The sequence below is a fragment of the Corallococcus interemptor genome (assembly GCF_003668875.1).
Classification (GTDB): domain Bacteria; phylum Myxococcota; class Myxococcia; order Myxococcales; family Myxococcaceae; genus Corallococcus; species Corallococcus interemptor.
Genome location: NZ_RAWM01000041.1, coordinates 1 through 21,438, shown reverse-complemented (window position 1 = coordinate 21,438; position 21,438 = coordinate 1). Strand labels below are relative to the sequence as shown.

Annotated in this window: 11 protein-coding genes; 2 read left to right on the top strand and 9 right to left on the bottom strand. The window is 73.0% G+C overall.

The window, feature by feature from the left end; all coding sequences use genetic code 11:
- Positions 1-10: 10 nt before the first annotated feature.
- From D7X96_RS17290 to D7X96_RS17260, 6 genes are all read right to left on the bottom strand, one after another.
- A complete protein-coding gene (locus D7X96_RS17290; RefSeq protein WP_147468332.1) occupies positions 11-5,005 on the bottom strand; it encodes a hypothetical protein in 4,995 nt (1,664 codons plus the stop codon).
- A 6-nt stretch (positions 5,006-5,011) separates the two neighbouring features.
- Positions 5,012-6,028: a hypothetical protein gene (locus D7X96_RS17285; protein ID WP_147468331.1), complete on the bottom strand. Its 1,017-nt coding sequence runs from the start codon at positions 6,026-6,028 to the stop codon at positions 5,012-5,014.
- A gap of 35 nt (positions 6,029-6,063) precedes the next feature.
- A complete protein-coding gene (locus tag D7X96_RS39995; protein WP_158626591.1) occupies positions 6,064-8,700 on the bottom strand; it encodes a hypothetical protein in 2,637 nt (878 codons plus the stop codon).
- Positions 8,697-11,882, bottom strand: coding sequence for a poly-gamma-glutamate biosynthesis protein PgsC/CapC (locus tag D7X96_RS41485; RefSeq protein WP_121722180.1), 3,186 nt, complete (start codon positions 11,880-11,882; stop codon positions 8,697-8,699). The genes D7X96_RS39995 and D7X96_RS41485 overlap by 4 nt, the downstream gene beginning before the upstream one ends.
- Before the next feature lie 220 nt (positions 11,883-12,102).
- A complete protein-coding gene (locus tag D7X96_RS17265) occupies positions 12,103-13,254 on the bottom strand; it encodes a hypothetical protein (protein WP_120547920.1) in 1,152 nt (383 codons plus the stop codon).
- 198 nt (positions 13,255-13,452) lie between these two features.
- Positions 13,453-15,219, bottom strand: coding sequence for a S53 family peptidase (locus D7X96_RS17260; protein ID WP_120547921.1), 1,767 nt, complete (start codon positions 15,217-15,219; stop codon positions 13,453-13,455).
- A 171-nt stretch (positions 15,220-15,390) separates the two neighbouring features.
- Between D7X96_RS17260 and D7X96_RS17255 the strand changes: the two genes are divergently transcribed.
- Complete coding sequence (locus D7X96_RS17255) at positions 15,391-16,140, top strand: HEAT repeat domain-containing protein (protein WP_120547922.1); 750 nt, start codon at positions 15,391-15,393, stop codon at positions 16,138-16,140.
- Positions 16,137-16,874 (top strand): HAMP domain-containing protein, encoded by a 738-nt coding sequence (locus D7X96_RS17250; RefSeq protein WP_120547923.1) that lies wholly within the window; start codon positions 16,137-16,139, stop codon positions 16,872-16,874. Before D7X96_RS17255 ends, D7X96_RS17250 begins: the two co-directional genes overlap by 4 nt.
- Before the next feature lie 19 nt (positions 16,875-16,893).
- On the opposite strand, the gene D7X96_RS17245 is transcribed toward D7X96_RS17250, so the two are convergent.
- The 3 genes from D7X96_RS17245 to D7X96_RS17235 form a co-directional block, all read right to left on the bottom strand.
- On the bottom strand, positions 16,894-19,824 hold the full coding sequence (locus D7X96_RS17245; RefSeq protein ID WP_121770226.1) for a helicase C-terminal domain-containing protein: 2,931 nt from the start codon (positions 19,822-19,824) through the stop codon (positions 16,894-16,896).
- Between the two features lie 57 nt (positions 19,825-19,881).
- On the bottom strand, positions 19,882-20,304 hold the full coding sequence (locus D7X96_RS17240) for a cupredoxin domain-containing protein (protein ID WP_120547925.1): 423 nt from the start codon (positions 20,302-20,304) through the stop codon (positions 19,882-19,884).
- A 94-nt stretch (positions 20,305-20,398) separates the two neighbouring features.
- Positions 20,399-21,265, bottom strand: a complete 867-nt coding sequence (locus D7X96_RS17235) for a hypothetical protein (RefSeq protein WP_279637396.1) — start codon at positions 21,263-21,265, stop codon at positions 20,399-20,401.
- Positions 21,266-21,438 lie beyond the last annotated feature (173 nt).

The following is a 21,438-nucleotide window of genomic DNA, read 5'->3' as shown; positions in this document are numbered from 1 at the left end:
TCACGACAGCTCAGGGCTGCAAACGTCGTTCATCCAGCAGCTCCTCGAATTCCTCCTCGGTGGGCGTGACGTCCTGCAACCCACGTCCACCTGTCCAATCCCACCGCGCTCCGAGTGAAAACATGTTCTGCATCCCGTACGGGCCGGAGAGGAACGCGCGGTCTTCCGCGAAGAGCATCAGGCGGTTGCCGCCCTTGCCCATCCACACGTTCCAATCCAGGCGGCCCGACACGCGGTGGCGCAGGTACGCGGTGGCGCGGTGATCATCCTGGAAGCGCTGCGAAGCGCCGTAGCCCAGCTCCACGCGCGTGCCCTGGAGCCTGCCGCCCAGGAGCGCCGCCCAGCTGGCGTAGGCGCCCGCGTTGTCCACCGTGTAGAGGTTGGCGTTGCTCACTGCGGACATGCCCACCGTGGCCACGTGGTCCTGGAAGGGCTGCCAGCGCAGGGACAGCCGGGGCGACAGGCGCCGCGGGTGGTCCTTGCCGTAGAGCCAGTAGACGTTCTGGTCGTAGCGCGTGGCGTCCACCGCGCTGCCGCCCTGCATGGACTCCAGCGTCAGGCCCAGGCCGGGGATGAGGCCCACGTCCGGGGACAGGCGCAGGTAGCGGTCCGCCGCGATGCGGCCTCTCGCGCTCCAGCGCATGGCGCCGTCGATGGTCTGCGAGAACACGGAGCCCTGCATGGACAGGCGCAGGTCGCCAGGCAGCTGGTTCACGTAGCCCGCCACGGTGCCGCCGAGCACGGCGGTCTGGTTGAGCGGGTAGCGCGCCTCGGGCGTGAAGCGCAGCCACGCGCGGCCCGGGGACAGCTCACGGCGCAGGGAGAGGCGGACCTCCAGGCCCGTCTGGAGCGGGCGGTTGAGCAGCTCGCCTTCCTCCACGTCCTCGCTGCGGTAGCCCATCTCCGCGGACACCATGCCCAGGCCGGTGGTGCGCGCCTCGGGCGGCATGCCGTCCGGCAGGAGCGCCAGGCTGGGCGGCAGCGCGGGCCAGGGCAGCGGCTCAAGGCCCGTGGTGCCCTGGGCCCACGACGGGGCCGCGAGCGCGCTCGGATCCGAGGCGACACCCAGTTGCACCTGCACCAGGGCTTCACCGTTGGGCGACTCCAGGCTCACGCGGTGCGGACCGCGCGAGGGGAGCAGCAGCCACGTCTCGCCCATGCGGCCCAGCGGCTGGGACGCGCCCTGGAGGCCGGGGTCGGCGTCCTCGGGCAGGCCCAGGTGCATGAGCGGACCTTCCTCCGCGCTGGAGCCGCCCGTGCCGTCACCGGAGGGCAGGGGCGTGCTGCGCAGGAGCAGCTCTCGGCCCGCGGACGGGGACAGGGCGGTGGCGCGCACGCGCAGGGCGGTGGGGCCCAGCACGGTCATCACCACCGGCGCGCCGGGGCGGCTGCGCAGGAGGGACAGGGGCTGCGGGGCGGCCATGACGCGGGCGTTGGCGGTGGCCTCCTCGGAGTCCACGAAGCGCACGAGGCCGGTCTGCTGCGTGTCGGCGCGCGCCATCACGACCTCGACCTGGTGGCGGCCGGGGACGTCCAGGCGCGTGCCCAGGATGGCGGTCTCGCCCTCGGCGACCTGGAGCTCGCGCACCACGCGGCCGTCCACGCGGAGCGCGAAGGCGCAGGTGCCGGCGGCGTCCACGCCCGGACGCGGGGTGGTGCCGCAGAGGACCTCCGCGCCCAGGGGCCGGGGCTGCTTCACCACCAGGCTCATGACGCGCGAGGCACCGGCGGGAAGGAGCTTCGCTTCGGACAGCTTCCACGGCGGCGCGAGCAGCGCCTTGCGCACGGCCATGGCGACGTCCTCGTCCTCCGTGCCGGCCTCCGACGTGGCGACGAGCGAACCGGCGGTCTCCTCCGCGTCGCGCAGGCCTTCCCAGCGAGTCCAGCGGCCCGCGACGAAGCGCATGCGGCGCACGTCCGGGTGGTCGGCCCAGGCCTGGAGCTGGCTCGCGAGCGCCGCGCCCAGGGGCGCACCGCCGTCCTTCCAGGCCTGCGGCGAGTCCTGCAGGCGCTCCAGCATGCCCAGGGCTTCCAGGCCCACCTGCGGCAGGCCCGTCTCGCGGTACAGCGCGGCCATGGCCAGCGCACCCGCCGCGTCCTCGCCGGAGGCGGACAGCAACCGGGCGCGCAGGTAGCGGCCCGTAAGGCTCTTGTCGCCCGACAGTGCCGCGAGCGCCGCGTCCGTCTGGCCCGCGCGGACCTGCGCACTCGTGGCCGCGAGCTTCGTGCTGTCCTCGTGCAGCGCAGGGAACGCGGGGGACACCAGCGTGGGCTGCGTGATGGCTTGCGTGAAGCGCACGGTGCGTGGGGCCGCCTGCGACAGGCGGTCCATCAGCGCGAGCAGACGCCGCTGCTGCTCCGGCGTCAGCTTCGCCTGCGCGTCCAGCAGCCGGCCCACGTCCGCGCGAGCGAAGCCATCCTCCTGCAACGACGACAGCAGCTCGGCGCGCGCGAGGCGCGGCTCAATCTCTCCAGGCTGCGCGCGCAGCGTGCGGGAGAACGCCTGAAGCGTCTCGTACGCAGTTCCCGCCTGCGGCTGCCGCGGCGGGGCAGGGGACTCCTCGGGCGTGGCCACTTCGGCACGGCGCACCGCCAGCGAGACGGCGAGCTGCGCCTTCGGATCCTCGGGCTCGAACCAGACCTCGCGCGCCTGCGCGGGCAGCGTCACCACCGCGGACACCGGCGCGGACGACGTGCCCTTCGCACCCTCCAGCGCGACGTGGCGCTGGCTGGCCGCGCCCGGCATCAACACCAGCCGGCGCGGATGGCCCACGTCGGTGTTCATGCGCACCACGATGGGCTTGCCGGCTTCCGCGTTCAGCGGCCGGAACTGCACGCGCACCGGCGAGGGCAGCTTCGCGTCCGGCACCCGGAAGCGCACCGCCTTCTTGTCCACCTTCACCGGCCACTGCGAGCGCACGTAGCCCACTTCGCCCGGCGTCCCTTGCGCCTGCGCGGGCGCGAGCGACAGGAACGCGCGCGTGCCCTCCGCGCCCTCCAGCTTCAGGGCGTGCTCACCCGGAGGCAGGGCAATCTCCACCGGCTCCACCGCCGACAGCGGCAGCAGCGGGAACGCGTTGCTGCCCACGCGCAGCACCGGGTTCGCCTTCGCGCCCGGCGGCGTCATCACGTAGGCGCGCAGCAGCGTCGGCGCCTCGGCGAGCCCCTTGGCCTGCACGCGCGTGGTGCCTCCCACGGCGAGCGGCCACAGCGCGCTGCCCGTCATCGACGCGTCGGCCTCCATGCCCTGGAGGTCCAGCCACTGCGAGGCCTTCACCTCGGTTCCATCTTCACGAGGCGCGGGCGTCACCTGCGACCAGCGGCTCGCGCGCCACCACGCGGCGCGATAGCTCCGGCGGATGTCCTCCGACAGCGGCTCCGCGCGCCACGCCAGCTCCAGCGCGGCCAGCTCGCGGCTGCGCAGCGGGTCGCCCAGCGGCAGGCGGGCCACCAGCTCCGACGCCTCGGCGGTGAGGAAGCCCGCGTCCGGCAGCGCGGGCGCGGTGCCCAGCAGCGCGTGCGCGACGTCCGGCTTGTTGTCGTCCAGCAGCTTCTTCGCGGTGAGCAGCCGCAGGTGCCACGCGAGCGGCGACGCATCCGCGCCCTTCAGCGACTCCACCGCCACGTCCGTGTCGCCATCCGCCAGGGCCGCCATCGCGGTCAGCAGCGGCGACAGGCCTTCCGTCTTGATGCGGCCGTACGTCCCGCGCGCCAGGTCCGGCATCAACGCCACCAGCCGCTGACGCAGCAGGGAAGGCCGGGCGGCGGGGTCCTGCTTCACCACCTCCCACGCCTTCTCCGCCAGCTCCGTCCAGTGCGTCTGGTGCGACAGCGCCTCGGACAGCGTGGGCCGGCGCGTGGCGACGCGCGCACGCAGCATGGGCGCGGGGCCCTTCCAGCTCACGCGGTAGTTGTGCTTGCCCGGAGGCAGCGCCACGCGCATCTCCTCCACGATGCCCACGCGCTCCCCCGACGCGAGCATCCGCGCGGTGCGCCCATCCGGCAGCGCGGCACCTTCAGGCGCCTCCGCCCACGCGGGCTGCGGCGTCAGCTGCGCGTGCGCGAGCACCCCGCCCACGCCGTACACCTCCACCGACGGCGCCTCGGCGGGCGCGCCGTTGCCCATCACCGTGCGCGCCTCCAGCGAGAAGACGCCCGGGCCTTCCAGCTCCAGCGCCCAGACCGAGCCCTTCACCTCCGGGCGGACCCAGGGCGCGTCCATTCCCTCCAGCACCACCTCCGTGCCGGTGGGACGCGGGCGCTCCACGCGCACCGCCTGGCCGTAGAGCGGCGACACCAGCGCCCACTCGCGCAGCGCCGCGGCCTTGCGCCAGTCGCGCACCGCGGTGCGGAAGGCCGAGGTCGCGGGCTCGTCCTTCACGAGCTCCGCCTCCAGCGCCGCGTCCACGTCCAGGCGCGCGCGCGTGGCCGCGTCGAACGCCAGCGCCGGGCGCGGACCCTTGCCGTCCACCCACTTGAGCAGCGCGTCCCGCATCCGCTCCTCGGTGCGAGCCGTGGACGTGTGCGTGGGGCGCTCCACCACGATGCGGGCGTTCTTCGTCGCCGTGACCCACCAGATGCTGCCGGCGCCCATGGGCTCCGCCAGGTACCAGCGGCCCGGGCGCTCCGGCACGCCCTCTTCCTCCACGCGCAGCTCGGGCGCGTCGTCGCCGTCCGACAGCGGCACGCGGGTGAAGCGCAGCGCTCCGGCCGGGCCGGTGACGCGCACCACGTCCAGCGGGCCCAGCCACACGGCCGCGCCCTTCTGGGACGTCACATCGATGGCGCCCGTCACCTGCGGCACGCCGGACGGCACATAGGGGGCGTGGCCCCGGAGGTCCTCGAGCGCCACCGGACCGCGGACGGCGCGAGGCTGCCAGGTCATGCCCTCCTCGCTGCGGGCGATGACGGACGGCTGCGAGACGGCGGGCTGCGCGATGACGGGCAGCGCCGCGAGCGCTCCCACGAGCAGGGTGTAACGGGCGCGGCGTCGAACAGGAAACATCGGCGCTCAGTCCTCCAAGGGTGCGAACAGAATCTGGGCCAGCCGGTCCAGACGCGCCGGGCTCGCCAGCGCTTTGCGCGTACGGGATGACATTTCCAGGTGCAGGAAGCGGGCGAGCGGGTAGGCCTGGAGCAGCCGGGCCTGCGCGTTCTGTGTTCCACCGAGCACCTGCACCCCGTCCGGGAACAGCTTCACTCCGGGACCCATCACGTCCTCCAGGGGTGAAGACACCTTCCGGGCCCACATCCCGGGCTTGCGCGTGCCGTCGCTCACCACCGCCGCCAGCGTCTCCGTGCGGCCCTTCTGGACCTTGGACTCGCCGAAGCCATGCAGCTGCACCACGCGGAGGGCGGGCAGCTGGCGCGCGGCCAGGTCCGTCACGGTCTGGAAGAGGTGCTCCGGGTTGTGCGCGACGTCGGCCGGGTGCTCCGGGTCCTCGGGCGTCTCACCGGGCGTGCCCTTGTAGCGGTGCGCGGTGGCGGTCATGAACAGGCGCGGCGCGTGGCCCTCCGGCGGGCAGGAGAAGAGGCTGGCGCCGATGTCCTCCGTGCCGATGTCGAAGTACGGGTGCGGCACCTGCACCACGTCGTGGGAAGCCTCCCCCGTGCGGATCACATACGCGCCCGCGCCGTGGTAGCCGTCCGGCCGTTCACGCAGGACCCAGAAGGTGTCGCGAGGCGTGGTCCACGTCTCCAGGAAGAAGCCCACGGACGCGGCCACGTTCGTCAGCTCCGGCGGCACGTCCTTCTGCTTCGGCGCGGCGGCGAGCAGCGCGGGCAAGAGCTTCGAGAACGCGGCCCGCTCCTCCAGCGTGGTGGGGTGGAACGTCACGGCGTCCACGCGAGGCCACAGCCCGGAGAAGCGCGCGTCCACGCGGCACCCGGAATGCTCGGGCACGTTCACGGATGGATCCTCCTGGGGCACGCGCTCCTGCCGCGGTGACGGCCTTGGCGCTGCCTTCGCGGTCGTCTGCGCGTGGGCGCTCACGGAGGCGCCCAGCACGGACACGACTCCCGCTGCCACCAGCGGGCGCCACGACCCGGTCCTCTCGAGGAACCTCACAACATGTCCTCGTCCGGCTGCCAGCCACCCCGGTTCCACATGCGCGGCGCGGTGTCCTCCACCGCCTGGCCGAACATGAAGAACCGCGCCCACATGGGGCCCGTGCCCAGCGCCTGGATGCGCACGGTGTGCACGCCCGGCGCGATGTCCTCGCCCAGCGTCACCGGCACGGTGCGCGCGTACCACTTCACGCCCGGACGGCCCACCGGCATGGCCGGGTCGCGCTCGGAGGCCGGCAGCACCACCGTGCGCTCGGCGCGCGTGACGTGCGGCACCAGCACGCTGGCGCGGCGCACGGGATTGCCTCCATCCACCGTCACGGACAGCTGGGGCTCCGTCGCGCCCTCCGCCACCGGCGTGTAGACGACCACGTTGAGGGTGACGGCGCCCGGACCCGTCTTGCGCACCGGCACGCGCAGGCCGCCCTGGCCCACCGGATACACCGTGCGCGAGCGCAGGCCGCTGCCCGCCGCCGGAGGCCGGTTGAGCAGCGCCGTCAGCCCCGGCGCCGAGGAGCGCAGCAGCACCTCATGCTCCCCCGGCGGCAGCGGCGGCAACAGCTCCCGAGCCCGCGTGGAGCGCACGGTGAAGCGGTGCAGCGGCTCGCCATCGAGCAGCACCTCCACCTCGTTGCCCAGCGCCGCCGCGTCCTTCAGCGACAGGCGCACCTCCGGACGGGTGGGCGTGCGCGCGTCGAAGCGGGCCCGCACCGCGCGGCCCGGCTCCAGCACCGTGGACAGCGCCTTCACCATGTCCACCGTGTCCGCCTGCGCGGACTCCAGCACCTCCACCACCGCGGGCGAGCCATGGGGACGCACCACCACCGCGTCCCCCGTCGGCGGAAGCGACTCCTCCACCGGACCCACGGGCTCCAGGCGCACCTGGCTCAGCAGCTCCAGCCGGGCGCCCCCCTGCAGCAGCGCGCTCAGGTTCGCAGGACGCATGGGGTGCCACGCGCGCGAATCCACGGGCGCGTTGCGCCAGCGCACGCCGGTCAGCGCGTCGCTCGTGTACGGCACGGACGCCACGATGGGCTGGCCGCTCGACAGGAAGCTGTAGAGCTGCACGATGGTCGCGCGCGGCGCCTCCACGCGCAGCTTGCGCGCGCCCATGGGCAGGAACACCCGGGCGCTCGCCGGACCCGACACCCACGCCGGCAGATCCGTGACTTCACCGGAGCCGGCCGAACCCGCGTCATCCGCCGCCTTCGCCACGGTCGTGCAGGGCAGGGCGCCGCCCGGCAGCGGCACCAGCGCCGCGCTCTCGAACGGCGCGGGCTCCGGCGTCGCGTCCAGCGCGGCCTGTCCCAGCGGCTGGCCCTGCGCGTCCAGCACCGTGAGGCTCAGGTGCAGCGGCTCCCGCGAGGGCGCGCGGTCCAGCGAGCGCGCGTCGATGCGCACCAGCCGCCCCACCGCGTCCATGCGCGGATCGATGTCCAGCTCCAGCACCGGGCACGCCGGGCCGGTGGCGAACGCCTCCGTGCGGCGCAGGTCCGGCAGGAAGGCCACGCGGCCCTCCGACGCGACGCCCGGCTGGGGGCGCGACTCGGCGGGCAGGAGCCACGACTCGAACGGGCCCTCCACCGTGTAGCGCAGGTCCTCCTGGCCGTCGTTGCGCACCATCACCGTGTGCACGCCCGCGGGCAGCTCCAGCGGATGCGACATGGGAGACCCCGCCACGGGGCCCGGCAGCTCCATGGTGTGCGCAGTGCCGTCCGCGGACAGCGTCTGCACCGTCACGGGGCCGTGCGGCTGCGCCTTCGCGTCCGTCGCGTCGCTCCACAGCCACAGCACCGGCTTCGCGGGCCCGGTGACGTTGAGGGCCACGGCGCGGCCCGCGCCCAGGCGCTCCTGCACGGACTCGGTGGCCTCCACCAGCGGCAGCCGGTAGGCGGTGCGGTAGACGGGCTCAATCTGGTAGTCGGTGCCCGCCTCGCCCTCGGCGTTCAGGCGCTCCCAGTGCTCCTCCGCCAGCCAGCGGCGCGTGTCGGGGGAGAGCTTCTCGAAGGGCTCGAAGGTGGCGCGGCCGGCGCGCACCTCCGCGCGGGCCTGGGCCAGCTTCTGCGACGCGAGCAAGGGCAGCGTGCGGTGCGCGCGGACGTAGACGCGCGCCAGCAGCGTGTCGCTGGGGCTCGCGGGCCGCAGGTACAGCACGGCGTAGTCCGGCCGCTCCTTGGGCAGGCGCAGCACGAACTCGCGCTCGTCCGTCACCTGCTGAGCCGCGTGCGTGGTGAAGGCGCTCTCCTCCAGGAACGTGCCGTCCTCCTGCGGCTGGCCCTTGCTCTGGCGCGTGCGCGTGAAGATGGAGCGCTCCAGGAGGACGCCGTCCGGACCGCGCAGGATGGCCTTGAGGCCGTACTGGTACTGCTTCTCCGGCGCGTAGGGCGTGCCGTCCGGAAGCAGCTCGTGCGTGACGATGAGCAGCTCCTCCGCTTCCGCGGGGACGCGCACGCGCATCTCCCGGCCCGGCTCCAGGCGGTAGAAGATGAGGCGCTCGGCGTTGACGAACTTCGCGTCGCGCCGCGCGGTGGGCGTGTCGGTGTTGCCCAGCACGGCGAAGCTGGCGCCCCAGATGAGGGCCAGGCCCACCATCAGGCCAAGGAGCGCCACGAGGGCGCGGCTGCGGGTCTTCATCGACGGGCCTCTTCGCGGGAGACTTCCCCGGTCAACACCACCGGACGGCGGTGCCGCAGCGCCAGGTCCACCGTGCTCGCGAGCTGCGCGTCACCCGCGGTCAGCTCCGCGCGCTTCGCCGGCGACGGGTGCTGCTGAAGGAAATAGACGGCGCGCAGCACCTGCTTGCCCTGCCGCGCTTCCACCAGGAGGAAGGGCAGGCCGTATTCGGCGCTGAAGCCGGACTTCACCACTCGCGTCACGTTGCCCACGCGCTTCGTCTGCGCCAGCGCGCGCAGGTCATGCACGTTCTGCTGCGCCACGTAGCGCTCCGCGCTGGCGGTCAGCTCCGCGAAGTGCTCCTTCAGCGCGCTGGACACCGGCTGCGTCGGCGCCACCAGCCGGTCCGCCAGCAACGCGCGCTCGGGAGACTCGCGCGGCTCCTCGGGCAAGAGGCCCGTGATGGCCAGCTCCTCCGCCACCAGCCGGGGGCCCACGAAGGCGCCGCGCAGCGGCTCGGACAGCCACAGCGTGGCCAGCCGCGCACCGCCAAACGTGCGGGAGAAGACCTGCTGCGGGCTCGCGTCGTTGAGGCCCGTCAGCTCCGGAGAGCCGTCGTGGTAGCGCACGCGCTGCCCCAGCCAGCCCAGCGGGCCCTCCCGCGACAACAGCTTCTCCAGGTCCGCCGGACGCTGCGCCGGGGTGAGCACCGGGCTGCCCACGTCCACCAGCACGTCCGCTTCCACGGAGGGCCGGCCGGAGAAGCCGCGCAGGTGCAGCACCCAGCCCTGCTCCTTCGGCAGCGCGCGGTGCACCGCCTGGTGGAACGCCTGGAAGCTCGTGCGCAGCTCACCGAAGGTGGCAGGGTGGGGCAGGTCTCCGGACGCGGTGGCGAACACCAGCGCGGTGGAGCGCGACTCGTGCCACAGCTCCGCGGCCACCGGCAGCGTGCCCGCCTCACGGGCCGGAGACGGCACCTCCAGCGCCAGCGGCGAGCCGCCCGGACGCACCAGCAGCCCCGCGCCCAGCCGGCCCGGCGTGCCTTCCGCGTCCGTCACCCACCAGCAACCGTTCGCGCCCGCGCACTCCGTCACCGGGTGCACGCGCAGGCCCAGCAGCGCCGCCATGGCGCCCGCCCAGCGCGGACGCAGCGCCAGCGGCACGTCCGCCATCCCGCCGCCCAGCAGCGGCGACGCCACCTGCTGCTCCAGCACCAGCAGCTCCGCGTCCGAAGGCCGCACCGCCGGCACGCGCGCCACCTCCGGCGTCACCATCAGCGTCCCCAGCGCCTCGCGCTCCGTCATCGGCGCGGCCAGCGGCTGCGCGTGCTCCAGCACCAGCGAGGCCAGGTCCGCGGCGCCCGCGCGCAGCACGCTCACGCGCGCCTCGCCCCAGGTGTCACCGGGCTCCGGCGGCGGCTCGGCCGTCACCTTCGCGCCCGGCCACAGCAGGTCCAGGCCCTGCGGCGCCTTGCCGTCCGGCGTGTGCAGCACCACCTGGCCCGGCTTGAGTGAAGGATCCACGCGCAGCTGCACGCGCTCCCGTGACGACAGCGCGTCGTGCGCCTGGCGCAGCGGCGTCTCCGACTGCGACAGCGCGTCACCCAGCACCAGGCCCGCGCGGTGGGAATCCACGCCGCTGACGATGACGGCGCGGCAGTGCACGCGCTCGCACAGGAGCGCGGCGGCCTCGGCGCTCGGCGCCTCCGTCAGGGGACGCGGCACCTCCAGCACAGGGCCCTGCGCGCCGGGCACGAGCAGCGACGTGTCCCAGCCCGCCTTGCCAACGCCCTCCACGCGCTCCACCAGCGCATAGCGCGCGGGCGCGCCGTCCTGCTTCGGCAGCTCGCGCAGCTCCAGCCCCAGCGCCACCGCCTGCGTCTTCAGCGCGGTGAAGCCCTCCGCGCGGCCCGACTCCAGCCACGCGTCCAGCCCGTTCCACAGCCCGTTGTACGCGCGCAGGTCGCCGTGCTTCAGCCGCAGGGACTGGCCGCCCACGTCGCTTTCGCGCGCCGTGGCGCGGCCCATCACCATCAGACCCAGCGGAGACTGGTCCAGGCCCAGGCCGGGCACGTGCTCGCGCGGCGCCTCCGCGGTGAGCGCGGTGGCCGGACGCGGTTCGATGAGCGACAGCCCGAAGCCCGCGAGGCTGCCAATGAGGAAGCCCGCCAGCGACGTGTGCAGCGTGGGCAGCAGCACGCGCGCAATCACCTGCTTCTGCAGCATCTTCACCGCCAGCAGCGTGGGCACCAGGTAGCCGAAGCCGAAGAGGTCCGTGACCTTGAGGCCGGGGATGCGGCCGCCCATGGCCCAGCCGATGCCCCACTTCACGAGGAAGCCCAGACAGAAGACGAGCACCGTCTTGCGCGGGCCCTCCAGGTTGAGCGTGCGAAGCCCCGGCACGGACAGCACCGCCTTCGCGGCCACCACCAGGAGCAGCACCTCCGCCAGGGTGGCCACGAGCTTCAGGGGCTCCAGCCACGTGAGCGCCAGCAGCGCGGGCACGAGGATGCCGTTGAAGTCCCAGCCGTACTTGAGGTTGAAGCGCGCGGCGAGGAACGCCGTCGTCAGCAGGATGATGTAGGCCTTGGGGCTGGACAGGAAGTCCTGCGCCACGTCCTCGTACATCAGCTCCAGGCTGGAGAAGGACAGGTTGGTGCCGGGCAGCAGCACGAAGCGGAGGATGACGTACGTCAGCGCCACCGGCACGAACACCTGCCAGAGGCCCCGGCGCAGCTTCAGCTTCCAGAAGGCGTTCGCGGTGAGCGGCACCAGCACCAGGCCGATGCTGTGCAGGCTGCGGTCGACGATGAAGGACGTCCCCCACCGCTCGTCCATCCAGTGCCCCAGCACGGGCAAGAGCCACGTCTCGCTGACCGCGCGCACCACCACGCTGGCGAGCACCACGGCGAAGAAGCGATCCCGGCCGAAGAACTCACTCCAGGCGCCCGTGCGGGACAGTCCACTGGAGAACGCCAGCGCCAGGCCGTAGGTGAGCAGCGACTCGGCGACGACGGTGCAGCCCGCCTCGGGGTGGATGACGAACACCGAGGCCAGGTAGCCGGGGACGACAAGGCCCACGAAGACCCACCCCAGCGTCTCCGTCAGGAGCGCCAGGATGAGCACGCCCACGAGCACCGCCACCAGAATGGAGGTGTCGAGGGAGTAGGCCGGAAAGAGTGTCAGGGTCGAAAGGAGCGCCATGGTGGCCGCTCGAATCTAGGGAGGCTCCCGGACCCGACCAGGGTTGCCTCTCTCGCCTGCCGAGAAGCGTCCGCTGTCCAACCGAAAATTCGAGCCTCCAGTGTCACTGAATGCCCGGCCGCGGACAGTGGACCTGGACCCTGGGACGGATCAGCCCGCCTGCTTCACATGAGGCGAAGCAGGTTGGCACGGCAGGTGAGGACGTCGTCCACGCGACACTTCACGGGCAGTCTTGCGCGGCCACCGCCTGGCAGCCCAGGCCGGAGCCGGCGAGCGTGCAGGGCACGGTGTCCGCGAGCGCCTGCATGACGGCCCTGGACGACGCGCCGGTGCCGCGCAGCGTGGCGGACTGCTCCAGGTGGATGAAGCGGTCCGTGGCGGCGGGGGCCTCCGAGTAGCAGGCGTCCGCGGCGCCGTTGTCGATGCGGCCCTGCACGTTGCTGGTGCCGCACAGCGTCCGGTGCTTGCCCGAGTCCTCCGCCGAGTTGCAGGAGAAGGCCTTCTTCGTGCCGGCCAGATGGGTGTTGAGCGCGTCGCGCAGGCGGTTGGAGAGCGCCTCCGGGCGCGGCGTCCCGGTGCCGTCGCTCACCACGGCGGCCTCGGGGCCGTCACCCGCGTCCATGCCGTGGATGCTGGCGGCGATGGCGTCCGGGTACGTGTCGCGCAGCGCGCGGTGCGCGGCGGTGAAGAAGTTGTTGCCGTAGTGCGCGGTGTCGGAGATGCGCAGGCCCTTCGTGCCGCACACGCTGGTGGAGCCGCTGCACGGGCTGGCCGTGGTGACGGCGCAGCGGTTGCTGCCGGTAATCAGCAGCGCGCGCGCGCCCAGCGTCACCAGCTGCGAGGCCGTCTGACGCAGCGTGCCCTCATCAGAGTCAGCGTGAGGCGCCTCCAGCCACAGGTTGCGCGCGGGGAACAGGTTGATGATGAACGTGCCGCCGCCGCGCGGCAGCAGGCCCTGCTCGCGCACCACCAGCCACCCGCCGCCCGAGTCATTGCGGAAGGTGGACACGCCGTAGCCCAGCTTCGCCAGGTCCTGCACCACCTGCGGGTTGGGCCCTTCAGTGAGCAGCGTGCGGAACGCGCCTTCGAACGCCGCGAGCTCCGTGCCGCCCGGCTCCTTGAAGCCGCCGCTGTTGGGCGGGGTGATGGGGGCCGTCAGCAGCCACGTCGCCAGGTTGCCCGTCAGGCTGGTCAGCGAGGTGAGGGGCGCGCACACGCTCGCGGAGGGAGCAGGCGCGCTGACGACCGGCGGCTCGGCCGCGGGCGTCTCCGTGTCTGGCGCCTGCGTCACCTCTTCCACGACAGGCGTGGTGGGAGAGGTGGGCGCCTGCGAGACGGTCCCCGGAGAGGACGTGGAGGGAGACTCCGCCACGGCGGTGCTCGTTCCGGCGCCAGCATTGCTGCAAGCGGCTGCGACGAGCAGGAGGCAGGAAAGGGATGCGCGCAGGGAGGACGAGGACATGGTCCTGTCCCGAACAGCATGCCCTGCGCATGCATTCGCATCCCGTCAACTCGGGATGACAACCGGAGCGGCGCCCGCACGCCCGTCCGCTCTATGTCGCCTGCCCGCTCAAGGCAGGGTCCGCAAGAGGCCCTCCGCGTCGGGTGCGCCCCAGCCGGTGGGGATGTCCCAGCCCGGTCCGGCTTCGTACTGCTTGTCGGTGACCCCCTGGGTGACGTCGCGGAACGTCTTCTGGACGTTCGGCAGCGTGTAGAGCTGCGAGTTGAGCCAGCCCACCGGCGGCTTCGCCACCTCCGAGCGCGCGCCGTTCACCACCGCCATGAGCCCCGCGAAGATGGGCGAAGCGAACGACGTGCCGGTGTTGGGCGTGGTGACGCCCAGCCACGTGTACCAGTAGCCCGTGTCCGCGTTGAGCGCGACGTCCACCACCGCGCGCTTGGCGGGCATGGGGACCAGGCCCTTCTGCCACTCCGGCGTGGCGAAGGTGCGGGTGATGCCGGAGCCCGAGTAGTACCAGGCCGTCTCACCCGTCACCGTCATGCCGTTCATCTTCAGCTGCGTGCCGCCCACGGCGGTGACGTAGGGGCTGTTGCCCGGGACGTCCACGCCCGCGGAGTCACCGCTCGCGGCGGCGACGGTGATGCCCAGCGCGGCGGCCATGGCGCTCGCGTGGCTGTAGGCCTCGTGCACCGCGCGCGGCTCGGAGTCCTCGCGGTGGGCGAAGGACGTGGTGATGACGCTCACCTCGCCCCGGCCAATGGCCTCGTTGTACGTGTAGAGCATGGACGTGTTGCGCGCGTCCGGGCCCATGTAGACCAGCACCTCCGCCTTGGGCGCCATCGCCGCGGCCCACTCCACGTCCAGCGTGCCCTCGCGGTAGCGCGTGACGGGCGGCTCCATGGTCTGGATGATTTTGGGGTCCTCGCGCTCGATGCCCCACATCTTCCAGAAGGCGCGCACGTCCTTCCAACGGAAGCTGGCGCCAATCACCACGCCCAGCTTCGTGCCCTGGCCCCGGTGGCCCTGCTCATAGAGCGAGTCCACGTTGTACGCGCGCGCCACCTGCTGCGGCGTGAGGCCCCGGCTGACGGGGTTGGGCGGCTCCGTGGACGGCTGGCCGAACTCGCCGGGCAGCGTGCCCGTCTCCGCCGGCAGGTCCAGGGCCACGACGGCGTGGATGCGCTGCTGCACGAACGCGGGCGCCTTGACGCCCTCCGTGAGGCCGTAGACGTCGTGCGGATCATTGCCGCCCTGGGGCGACTTGCGCTCCAGGACGATGAGCTTCACGCCGAACGCCTTGTTGAACTGGCCCACCGTCCCCACGAACTGCACCAGCAGGCGGTTGGTGGCGACGAAGTTCACCTGCATGCCCTCGGACTTCAGCCAGTCCGTGACAATCTTGACGTCCTTCTCCAGCGGGGCGTGCTTCGCCATCCACTCGGCCTGCGTCATGTACTGACGGAAGCGCTGGCTGTCCGGCTTGTAGATGTCCGCGATGCGCTGCTCGAGCCCGGCCTCGTCGCGAAGCGGGAACGACACGAGCCCGCGGATGAGGTCCGTCTCCGGCGCCTCGCCCTTGTCCGTGTAGACGCCTGGCAGAGGCCCTGGGACGCCGTCCGTCGTCGGGACGGGCGTCGGATCCAACACCTCCGCCTCCGGGTCGGGCGGCGGAGGCTCCACCACCTCTGGCTCCGGCGGCGGCCTGCCGGGGGGTGGCTGCGAGGTTTCGGAGTCGGGAAGGGTGGGCGAGGACTCCACGGGCGTGGGCCCGGGAGGTCGCGGCTTGCCCACCGACGTGAGGCGGTCCGAGTCACGGCAGCCGCCCAACCACCCCGCCAGCAGAAGAACACCCGTCAGGATGACTCCGCGCTTCATCGCTCCCCCAGCCCGCGGTGACCCGCCTCGGGTCCGCCGCACCCCAGCCGTCCTCCCCCCTGGAGGACGTCGCCCACTGTGCGCATCCAAGCTGGGCGCGATTGCCCTCAGAGGCAACTGTCATGGACAGGTAAATCGCGGCTACACTGTTGGCACTTCTTTGCCCATCCCATGCGGCTGCCGACAGCACTCCTGCTCTTCTTCTTCCTGCTGCCGGTCACTGCACTGGCGCAGGGGGACACGCGCATCACCTTCCTGGGGCGTCAGCTGGAGAAGGGGAGGGATCCGCGTGCGCGCTCACAAGCCGCGCTCGTCCTCGGCGCCACCGAGGATCCCGAAGCGGTGACGCCCCTGTGCGGCGGCCTCAAGGACCCGAGCGAGCTGGTGCGCGCGGCGGTGGCCAAGGGGCTGGGCGCGCTCCTGGAACCGAAGGGGCTCGACTGCCTCCAGGCGGTGCAGGGCGAGGCGGACGCCACGGTGCAGGCGGCGGTGGCGGAGTCCATCAAGGCCATCAAGGCGTACCAGGCGCGCCGGCCGCGCTTCTACCTGTCGCTGGACGCGCTCAAGGACAAGACGGGCAGCGTGCCCGCGGACCTGGTGAAGGTGACGGAGGCGCGGCTTCGCTCCAAGCTGGTGCGGCGGGGCGCGCAGATGGCGCCGGAGAAGGAGTCCAAGGCCGCGGCGAAGGGCGCGCTCAAGAAGCTGGGCGTGCACGGCTACCGCATCACCGCGGAGATCCAGAAGACGGACAGTGGAGGCCTGCGCCTGGCGCTCCTGTGCATGACGTACCCGGAGCAGTCCCTGATGGGACAGGTGGAAGTGAACGCCGCGGGGGCTCCGCCCGCGGACCTGCTGAAGGCCCTGATCCCCAAAGCCATCGAGGAAGCCGCCGCGACCTTCGACTGGAGCAGCGAGACATGACGACGACCACGGCCCAGGCCCCGACGACGAAGCGCCGCTGGCGCAACTTCCTGCTGGACGCGCCCTTCCAGCTGAAGCTCACCGCGTACATCGTCGGCGTGTCGCTGGTGATGGCGGCGCTCCTGGGCATCTTCCTGGTGCGCGCGGCGAACTCGCTGATGCACGAGACGGCGACGGCGGTGGACGCCCGCTCCGCCGCGGCGGAGGTGAGCCGCGAGCTGTCCGGGGCCACGCTCTCCAACGAGCTGATGGCGCACATGAACGACCCGGCGTTCGAGAAGCAGTTCCGGGAGCAGGCGCAGGCCATCGACGCCAAGTACGAGGCGGAGCGCTCGGCCATCGTCGCGCAGCGCGCGGAGCTGGAGCGTCACCAGCACCTGACGTGGTGGGTGCTGGGCGGCTGCCTGCTGACCTTCATCGTCGTGGTGGCGCTGGCGACCATCGTGGTGACGCACCGGCTGGCGGGCCCGCTCTTCCGCATCAAGCGCATGATGCGGGAAGTGGCCGAGGGCCGCCTGCATCCGCCGCAGCACGGCCTGCGCGAAGGCGACGAGCTGCAGGACGTCTTCGAGGCCGCGCGGGACATGACGCAGCGGCTGCGCGCGCAGCAGACCGAGGACGCGCGAGCGCTGTCGGAGGCCCTGGCCCAGGCGAAGTCGAACGGCGCCACGGGGGCCTGGGTGGACGAGCTGAGCGCCCTGGAGGCGCGCTACCGCGAGCGGCTGGCACGGTAGGGCAGGGCGGGCCGGGGGCTCACACCCGCGCGGTGTCCGCGGTGAGCCCCATCTGCAGCAGCTCCGAGTGCAGCATCAGCCGCGCCTGCGCCCACGGCAGCGCGACGACGCGGTAGCCCGCCAGCGCCTGGAGCAGCAGCGGCCGGTAGCTCGCGTGTCCGGGATCGGCGATGACGACGATGCCCCGGTCCGTGGTGGAGCGGATGAGCCGCCCGACGCCCTGGCGCATGAGCAGCAACGCGCGGGGCAGCCGGTACTGGAGGAAGCCCAGGTACTCGTTGCCCGCCTTCGCCAGCGGCTCCTCGCGCGCGGCCACCAGCGGCCGTGACGCCGGCTCCAGGGGCAGCTTGTCGATGAAGACACACCCCACGCCGCGCCCGGGGATGTCCACGCCCTGCCAGAAGCTCTTGGTGCCCAGCAGCACCGTGCCGGTGTCGCGCTCCTGCCGCGCCGCCAGCGAACGGCCGTGCCCGCGAGACTGGCGCAGCACCTCGATGCCGTGCGGCTCCAGCCGCGCCTGCACCTCGCGCGACACGCGCTCCAGCCGCCGCGTGGACGCGAACAGGCCCAGCACCCGGCCGCCCATCACCTGTGCCAGGCCGGAGATGCGCCCGGAGGCCCAGTCGATGAACGGCTCCTCGTGCGCGCGAGGCGCGTCCGTCACCAGCACCACCAGCGCCTGCTGTCCCAGGTGGAACGGCGAGGGCGCGCGCAACAGCGGCGGCCTCAGCCCCAGCCGCTTCAGCACGAAGGGCACGCCGTCCCCGGTGCCCAGCGTGGCGGACGCCATCACCAGCGCGCGCTTGTTCGCGGCGAAGTCCTTCGCCACGGACTCGGACACGTCCACCGGCTGCGCGCCCACGCTCCAGCGCCCCTTGCGAGGCTCCGCCCGCGCCGCGTAGCAGCGCTTCGCGTCCGGCTCCCCGGCCAGCTCCCCGGCCAGCACCGACAGCTCGCCCAGCTCCGTGGTGGCGCCGGCCAGCTCGCGCTCCAGCGACGGCTGCTTCACCGCCAGCTCCGGCAGCGCCGCCAGGACGCGCACGGACAGGAGCGTGTGCACCCGCTGCAGCGCCGTGCGCACCGCCACCAGCCCCTCGCGCACGGGCTCCCAGGCGGGCAGGGCGCGCACCGCGTCCGTCACCCGCAGCTCCGGCGCATAGGCCGCGTCGTCCGCGTCCTCACCGGGCATCGCGGACGCGGGCTCGCACAGGGCCGTCACCTGTTCGCCCAGCCCGCGCGCCTCCTGGAGCAGCGCGCGCAGGGCGTCGTCCACCTCGGACATCAGCACGCGGGACTCGTCCCGGCGCGTGGCCGCGAGCGCGCGGCGCAATTCCGCGAAGAGGCCCCGGCGTCCGTCGCGTCCGTGCAGCCGCTCCGTGAGGCGCAGGAAGGCCAGGTCGGACAGCTCCACCGTGAGCGCGGTGGTGGCCACGTCCTCCAGCTCGTGCGCCTCGTCCAGCACCAGGTGGTCCAGGCGCCCGTAGCGCGCGGGCCACGCGAACGCGAGCGACTGGTTGATGACCAGCACGTCCGCCTCGCGCGCCTGCGCCACCGCCGAGTGGTAGAAGCACTTGTGGTGATGCGGGCACCGCTCGCCCAGCGTCGTCGCCGCCTCGGAGCGCACCGCCGGCACCAGCCCGTGCATCCCCGGGAAGCGCTCTCGGAACCAGTGGCTCAGCCGGTCCAGGTCCCCGTCCACGCTGCGGCGCATGTACGCGCGCACGTAGGCCCGGGGCGCGCGTGCTGAGTGGTTCATCCCCGGCTCCACGCGCGTGGCCTCCAGCGCGCGGCGGCGGCACAGGTAGTTCGTCTGCCCCTTGAGCAGCGCGTAGCCGAACGCGCCGCCCGTGGCCTGGTGCAGCCGGGGCAGGTCCTTCTCCAGCAGCTGGTCCTGGAGCGTCTTCGTGTGCGGCGCCACGCCCACCTTCAGCCCGTTGCGCGCCGCGAACAGCGCCGCGGGCGTGAGGTACGCCAGCGACTTGCCCGTGCCCGTGCCGGCCTCCACCGCCACCTGACCGCCGTCCGACAGCGTGCGCGCCACCGCCTGCGCCATCTCCAGCTGCGCGGGCCGGGACAGGAAATTGCCGCCCCGCTCCAGCGCGCCGCCGGGCCCCAGGATTTTCGCCACCTCGTCCGGACGCACCGGCAGCGGCGTCGCGTCCAGCTCGGGCTCCGGAGGGGGCCTGCCGCCATGGGCGCGCTTGCGCTCCGGCCGCGCGCGCAGGAAGCCGCCCGTCGTCTCCAGGCTCAGCGGCACCGGTGAGGCCCGGCACGCCTCCCACAGCCGCGACAGCAGCTCCAGGAGCGGCCGCGCCTCCGCGTCCATCGCCAGGTCGCGAGCGTCCTCGCCGGACAGGGCGTCCAGGAGCGGCGTGGGCCCCAGCGCCGCGCGGGCCCGGGGGTCCAGGGCGGCCAGCAGGTCCGCGACATCCTCCGCGCGCCCGTCGCGCACGCAGCCATCCAGCGCGTGCACCAGCACCGCGTGCACCGCCACGCAGTCATGCAGCGCGCGGTGCGGCTGCTGCGAGCCCAGCTTCGCCCACCGCATCAGCGACTCCAGCGAGTGGCTGGGCAGCTCCGGGTGCAGGTAGTGCATGAGCTCGCACGAGTCGAGCACCGGCACGCCGCCGAGCACGTCCGGGAGGAAGCCCTTCTCGAACGGGGCGTTGTGCGCCACCACCGTCCAACCCTTGAGCCTTTCGCGCAGCTGGGCGCGCTCCGCGTCGAAGCGGGGCTGTCCGGAGAGCTGCGCGTCGGAGAGGCCGGTGAGCCGGCGGATGGTGAGGTTCAGCGGGCGGGACGCCGAATACAGCCGGGAGAAGCGGTCCACCTCCCGGCCGTGCTCGAAGAAGAGGCACCCGACTTCAATCACCTCGTCCACGCGGGGGTCGAGCCCCGTCGTTTCGAGGTCCAGGAAGACGTGCCGGGTGAAGAGCTCCGAGCTGCCCATGCAGGGCAACCAGACTACCCGCCCGGGCGGACATCGCCAGTTAACGGGCGCCCGGACTCAATCCACGACGAACGTGCCGGCGATCATCTTCCCCATCGCGCAGCCGTACCTCAGCGTCCCGGACTGGTTCGGCGTGAAGGCAATCTCCACCGGCGTGTTCAGCGGCAGCTTCGTGTCAATCTTGTACTCGTCCATCACCAGCTCGGTGGCGCACGTCACGTCCGTCTTGCGCGTCACCACCAGCTTCACCGGCTCGCCCTTCTTGAGCTGCACCGGCGAGGGCTCATAGCCCTTCTCCGTCACGGCCAGCTCCACCACGTGCACGCCGTTCTCCCGCCGCCCCACCTCCTGCGCGGCGGGCGCGTCCGGCTCCTTCGCGGAGGACTCCTTGGTGCACGCCTGCTGCGACGCCCCCGCGAGGACCGCCGCCGCGGTGAGCGCGAGCCAGGGCTTGATGATGCGGGAGAAGAAGGGGCGCATGGGTGGGGTCTCCTTGTGGGAGGCGAGGAAGGAAAAAGGCGGCCCGCCCGTGAAGGCGAGGGCCGCCCGGAAGTAACGGCACCGCGAGCGGCTTTCAGCTCTCGGCGTCGGGCTTCGGCTCGTCCGCGTCGTCGGAGGCGTCCTCGGCCGGGGCCGGGGGCGCCTCGAAGCGCAGGAGCGCGTGCAGCGGGATGAACAACTCGTGCCCGGGCTCACCCAGCAGCACGTCGAAGCGGCCCACGCGCAACAGCGGCGCCTCCACGGTGATGCCGTTGCGCAGCACCAGCTTCACCGTCTGCCCGATGTGCGGCAGGAACGGCCGCGGGTCCGAGTAGGGCCGCTTGTCCGGCTGCCGGGCCACCTGCGCCGGCTTCTGCGTGAGCTTCGCGTCGCGCTCCAGGTTCGGCATCAGCCGCTCCCAGTCACCCCTGCGCGCGATGAGCACCACCTGGAGCTTCTCCAGCCGGCCCGTGCGCTCGAAGGTGAAGGCGATGGCCTCCTCCGCCAGCAGCGTGTCCAGCAGCGACCGCTCCGCCAGCACCACGGACAGCTCGGTCTTCTGCTCGATGAAGGCGCCCAGGAAGTCCGCGACGAGCGCGTTGTCCACCTGGCCGCGCGCCTGCTTGATGGCCGCCTTGCGCTGGCTGCGCTCCTTGCGCGCCATGAACTCCTGCACGGTGAGGCCGCTCTGCAGGATGCCGAAGGCGTCGCCCAGCGACAGGCCCGGCGTCTGGCCCATCAGCTCGTAGACCTGGTCGAAGCGCTTCGCCTCCTCGGCGTGCAGCTTGCGCCAGATGCGCGCCTTCATCTTCCCTTCCAGCTCACCCTTGGCGATGCGCGCGGGCACGTGCTCGCGCGTGGCCAGCGCCTGGATCTGCTCCGGCGTGGGCGGCGGACGCGGCGTGCTGGGGCGCGGACCGAAGCGGCCCGGAGGCCCACCCGAGCGCGGCGGTCCACCCATCCCTGGACCCCGGGGCGGCGGACGCGAGGCAGCGCCCGGCGTGAAGCCCGGCGCTGTTGGACTGGCCGGCCGGGGCGGCGCGGAGGGGGCCGCCGTCGCGGGGACCGCCGTGCCCGCCGGGCTTGCGGCCGGGCGGGGCGCGGGGACGGATGGCGCCACGGGCGTCGCGGGCC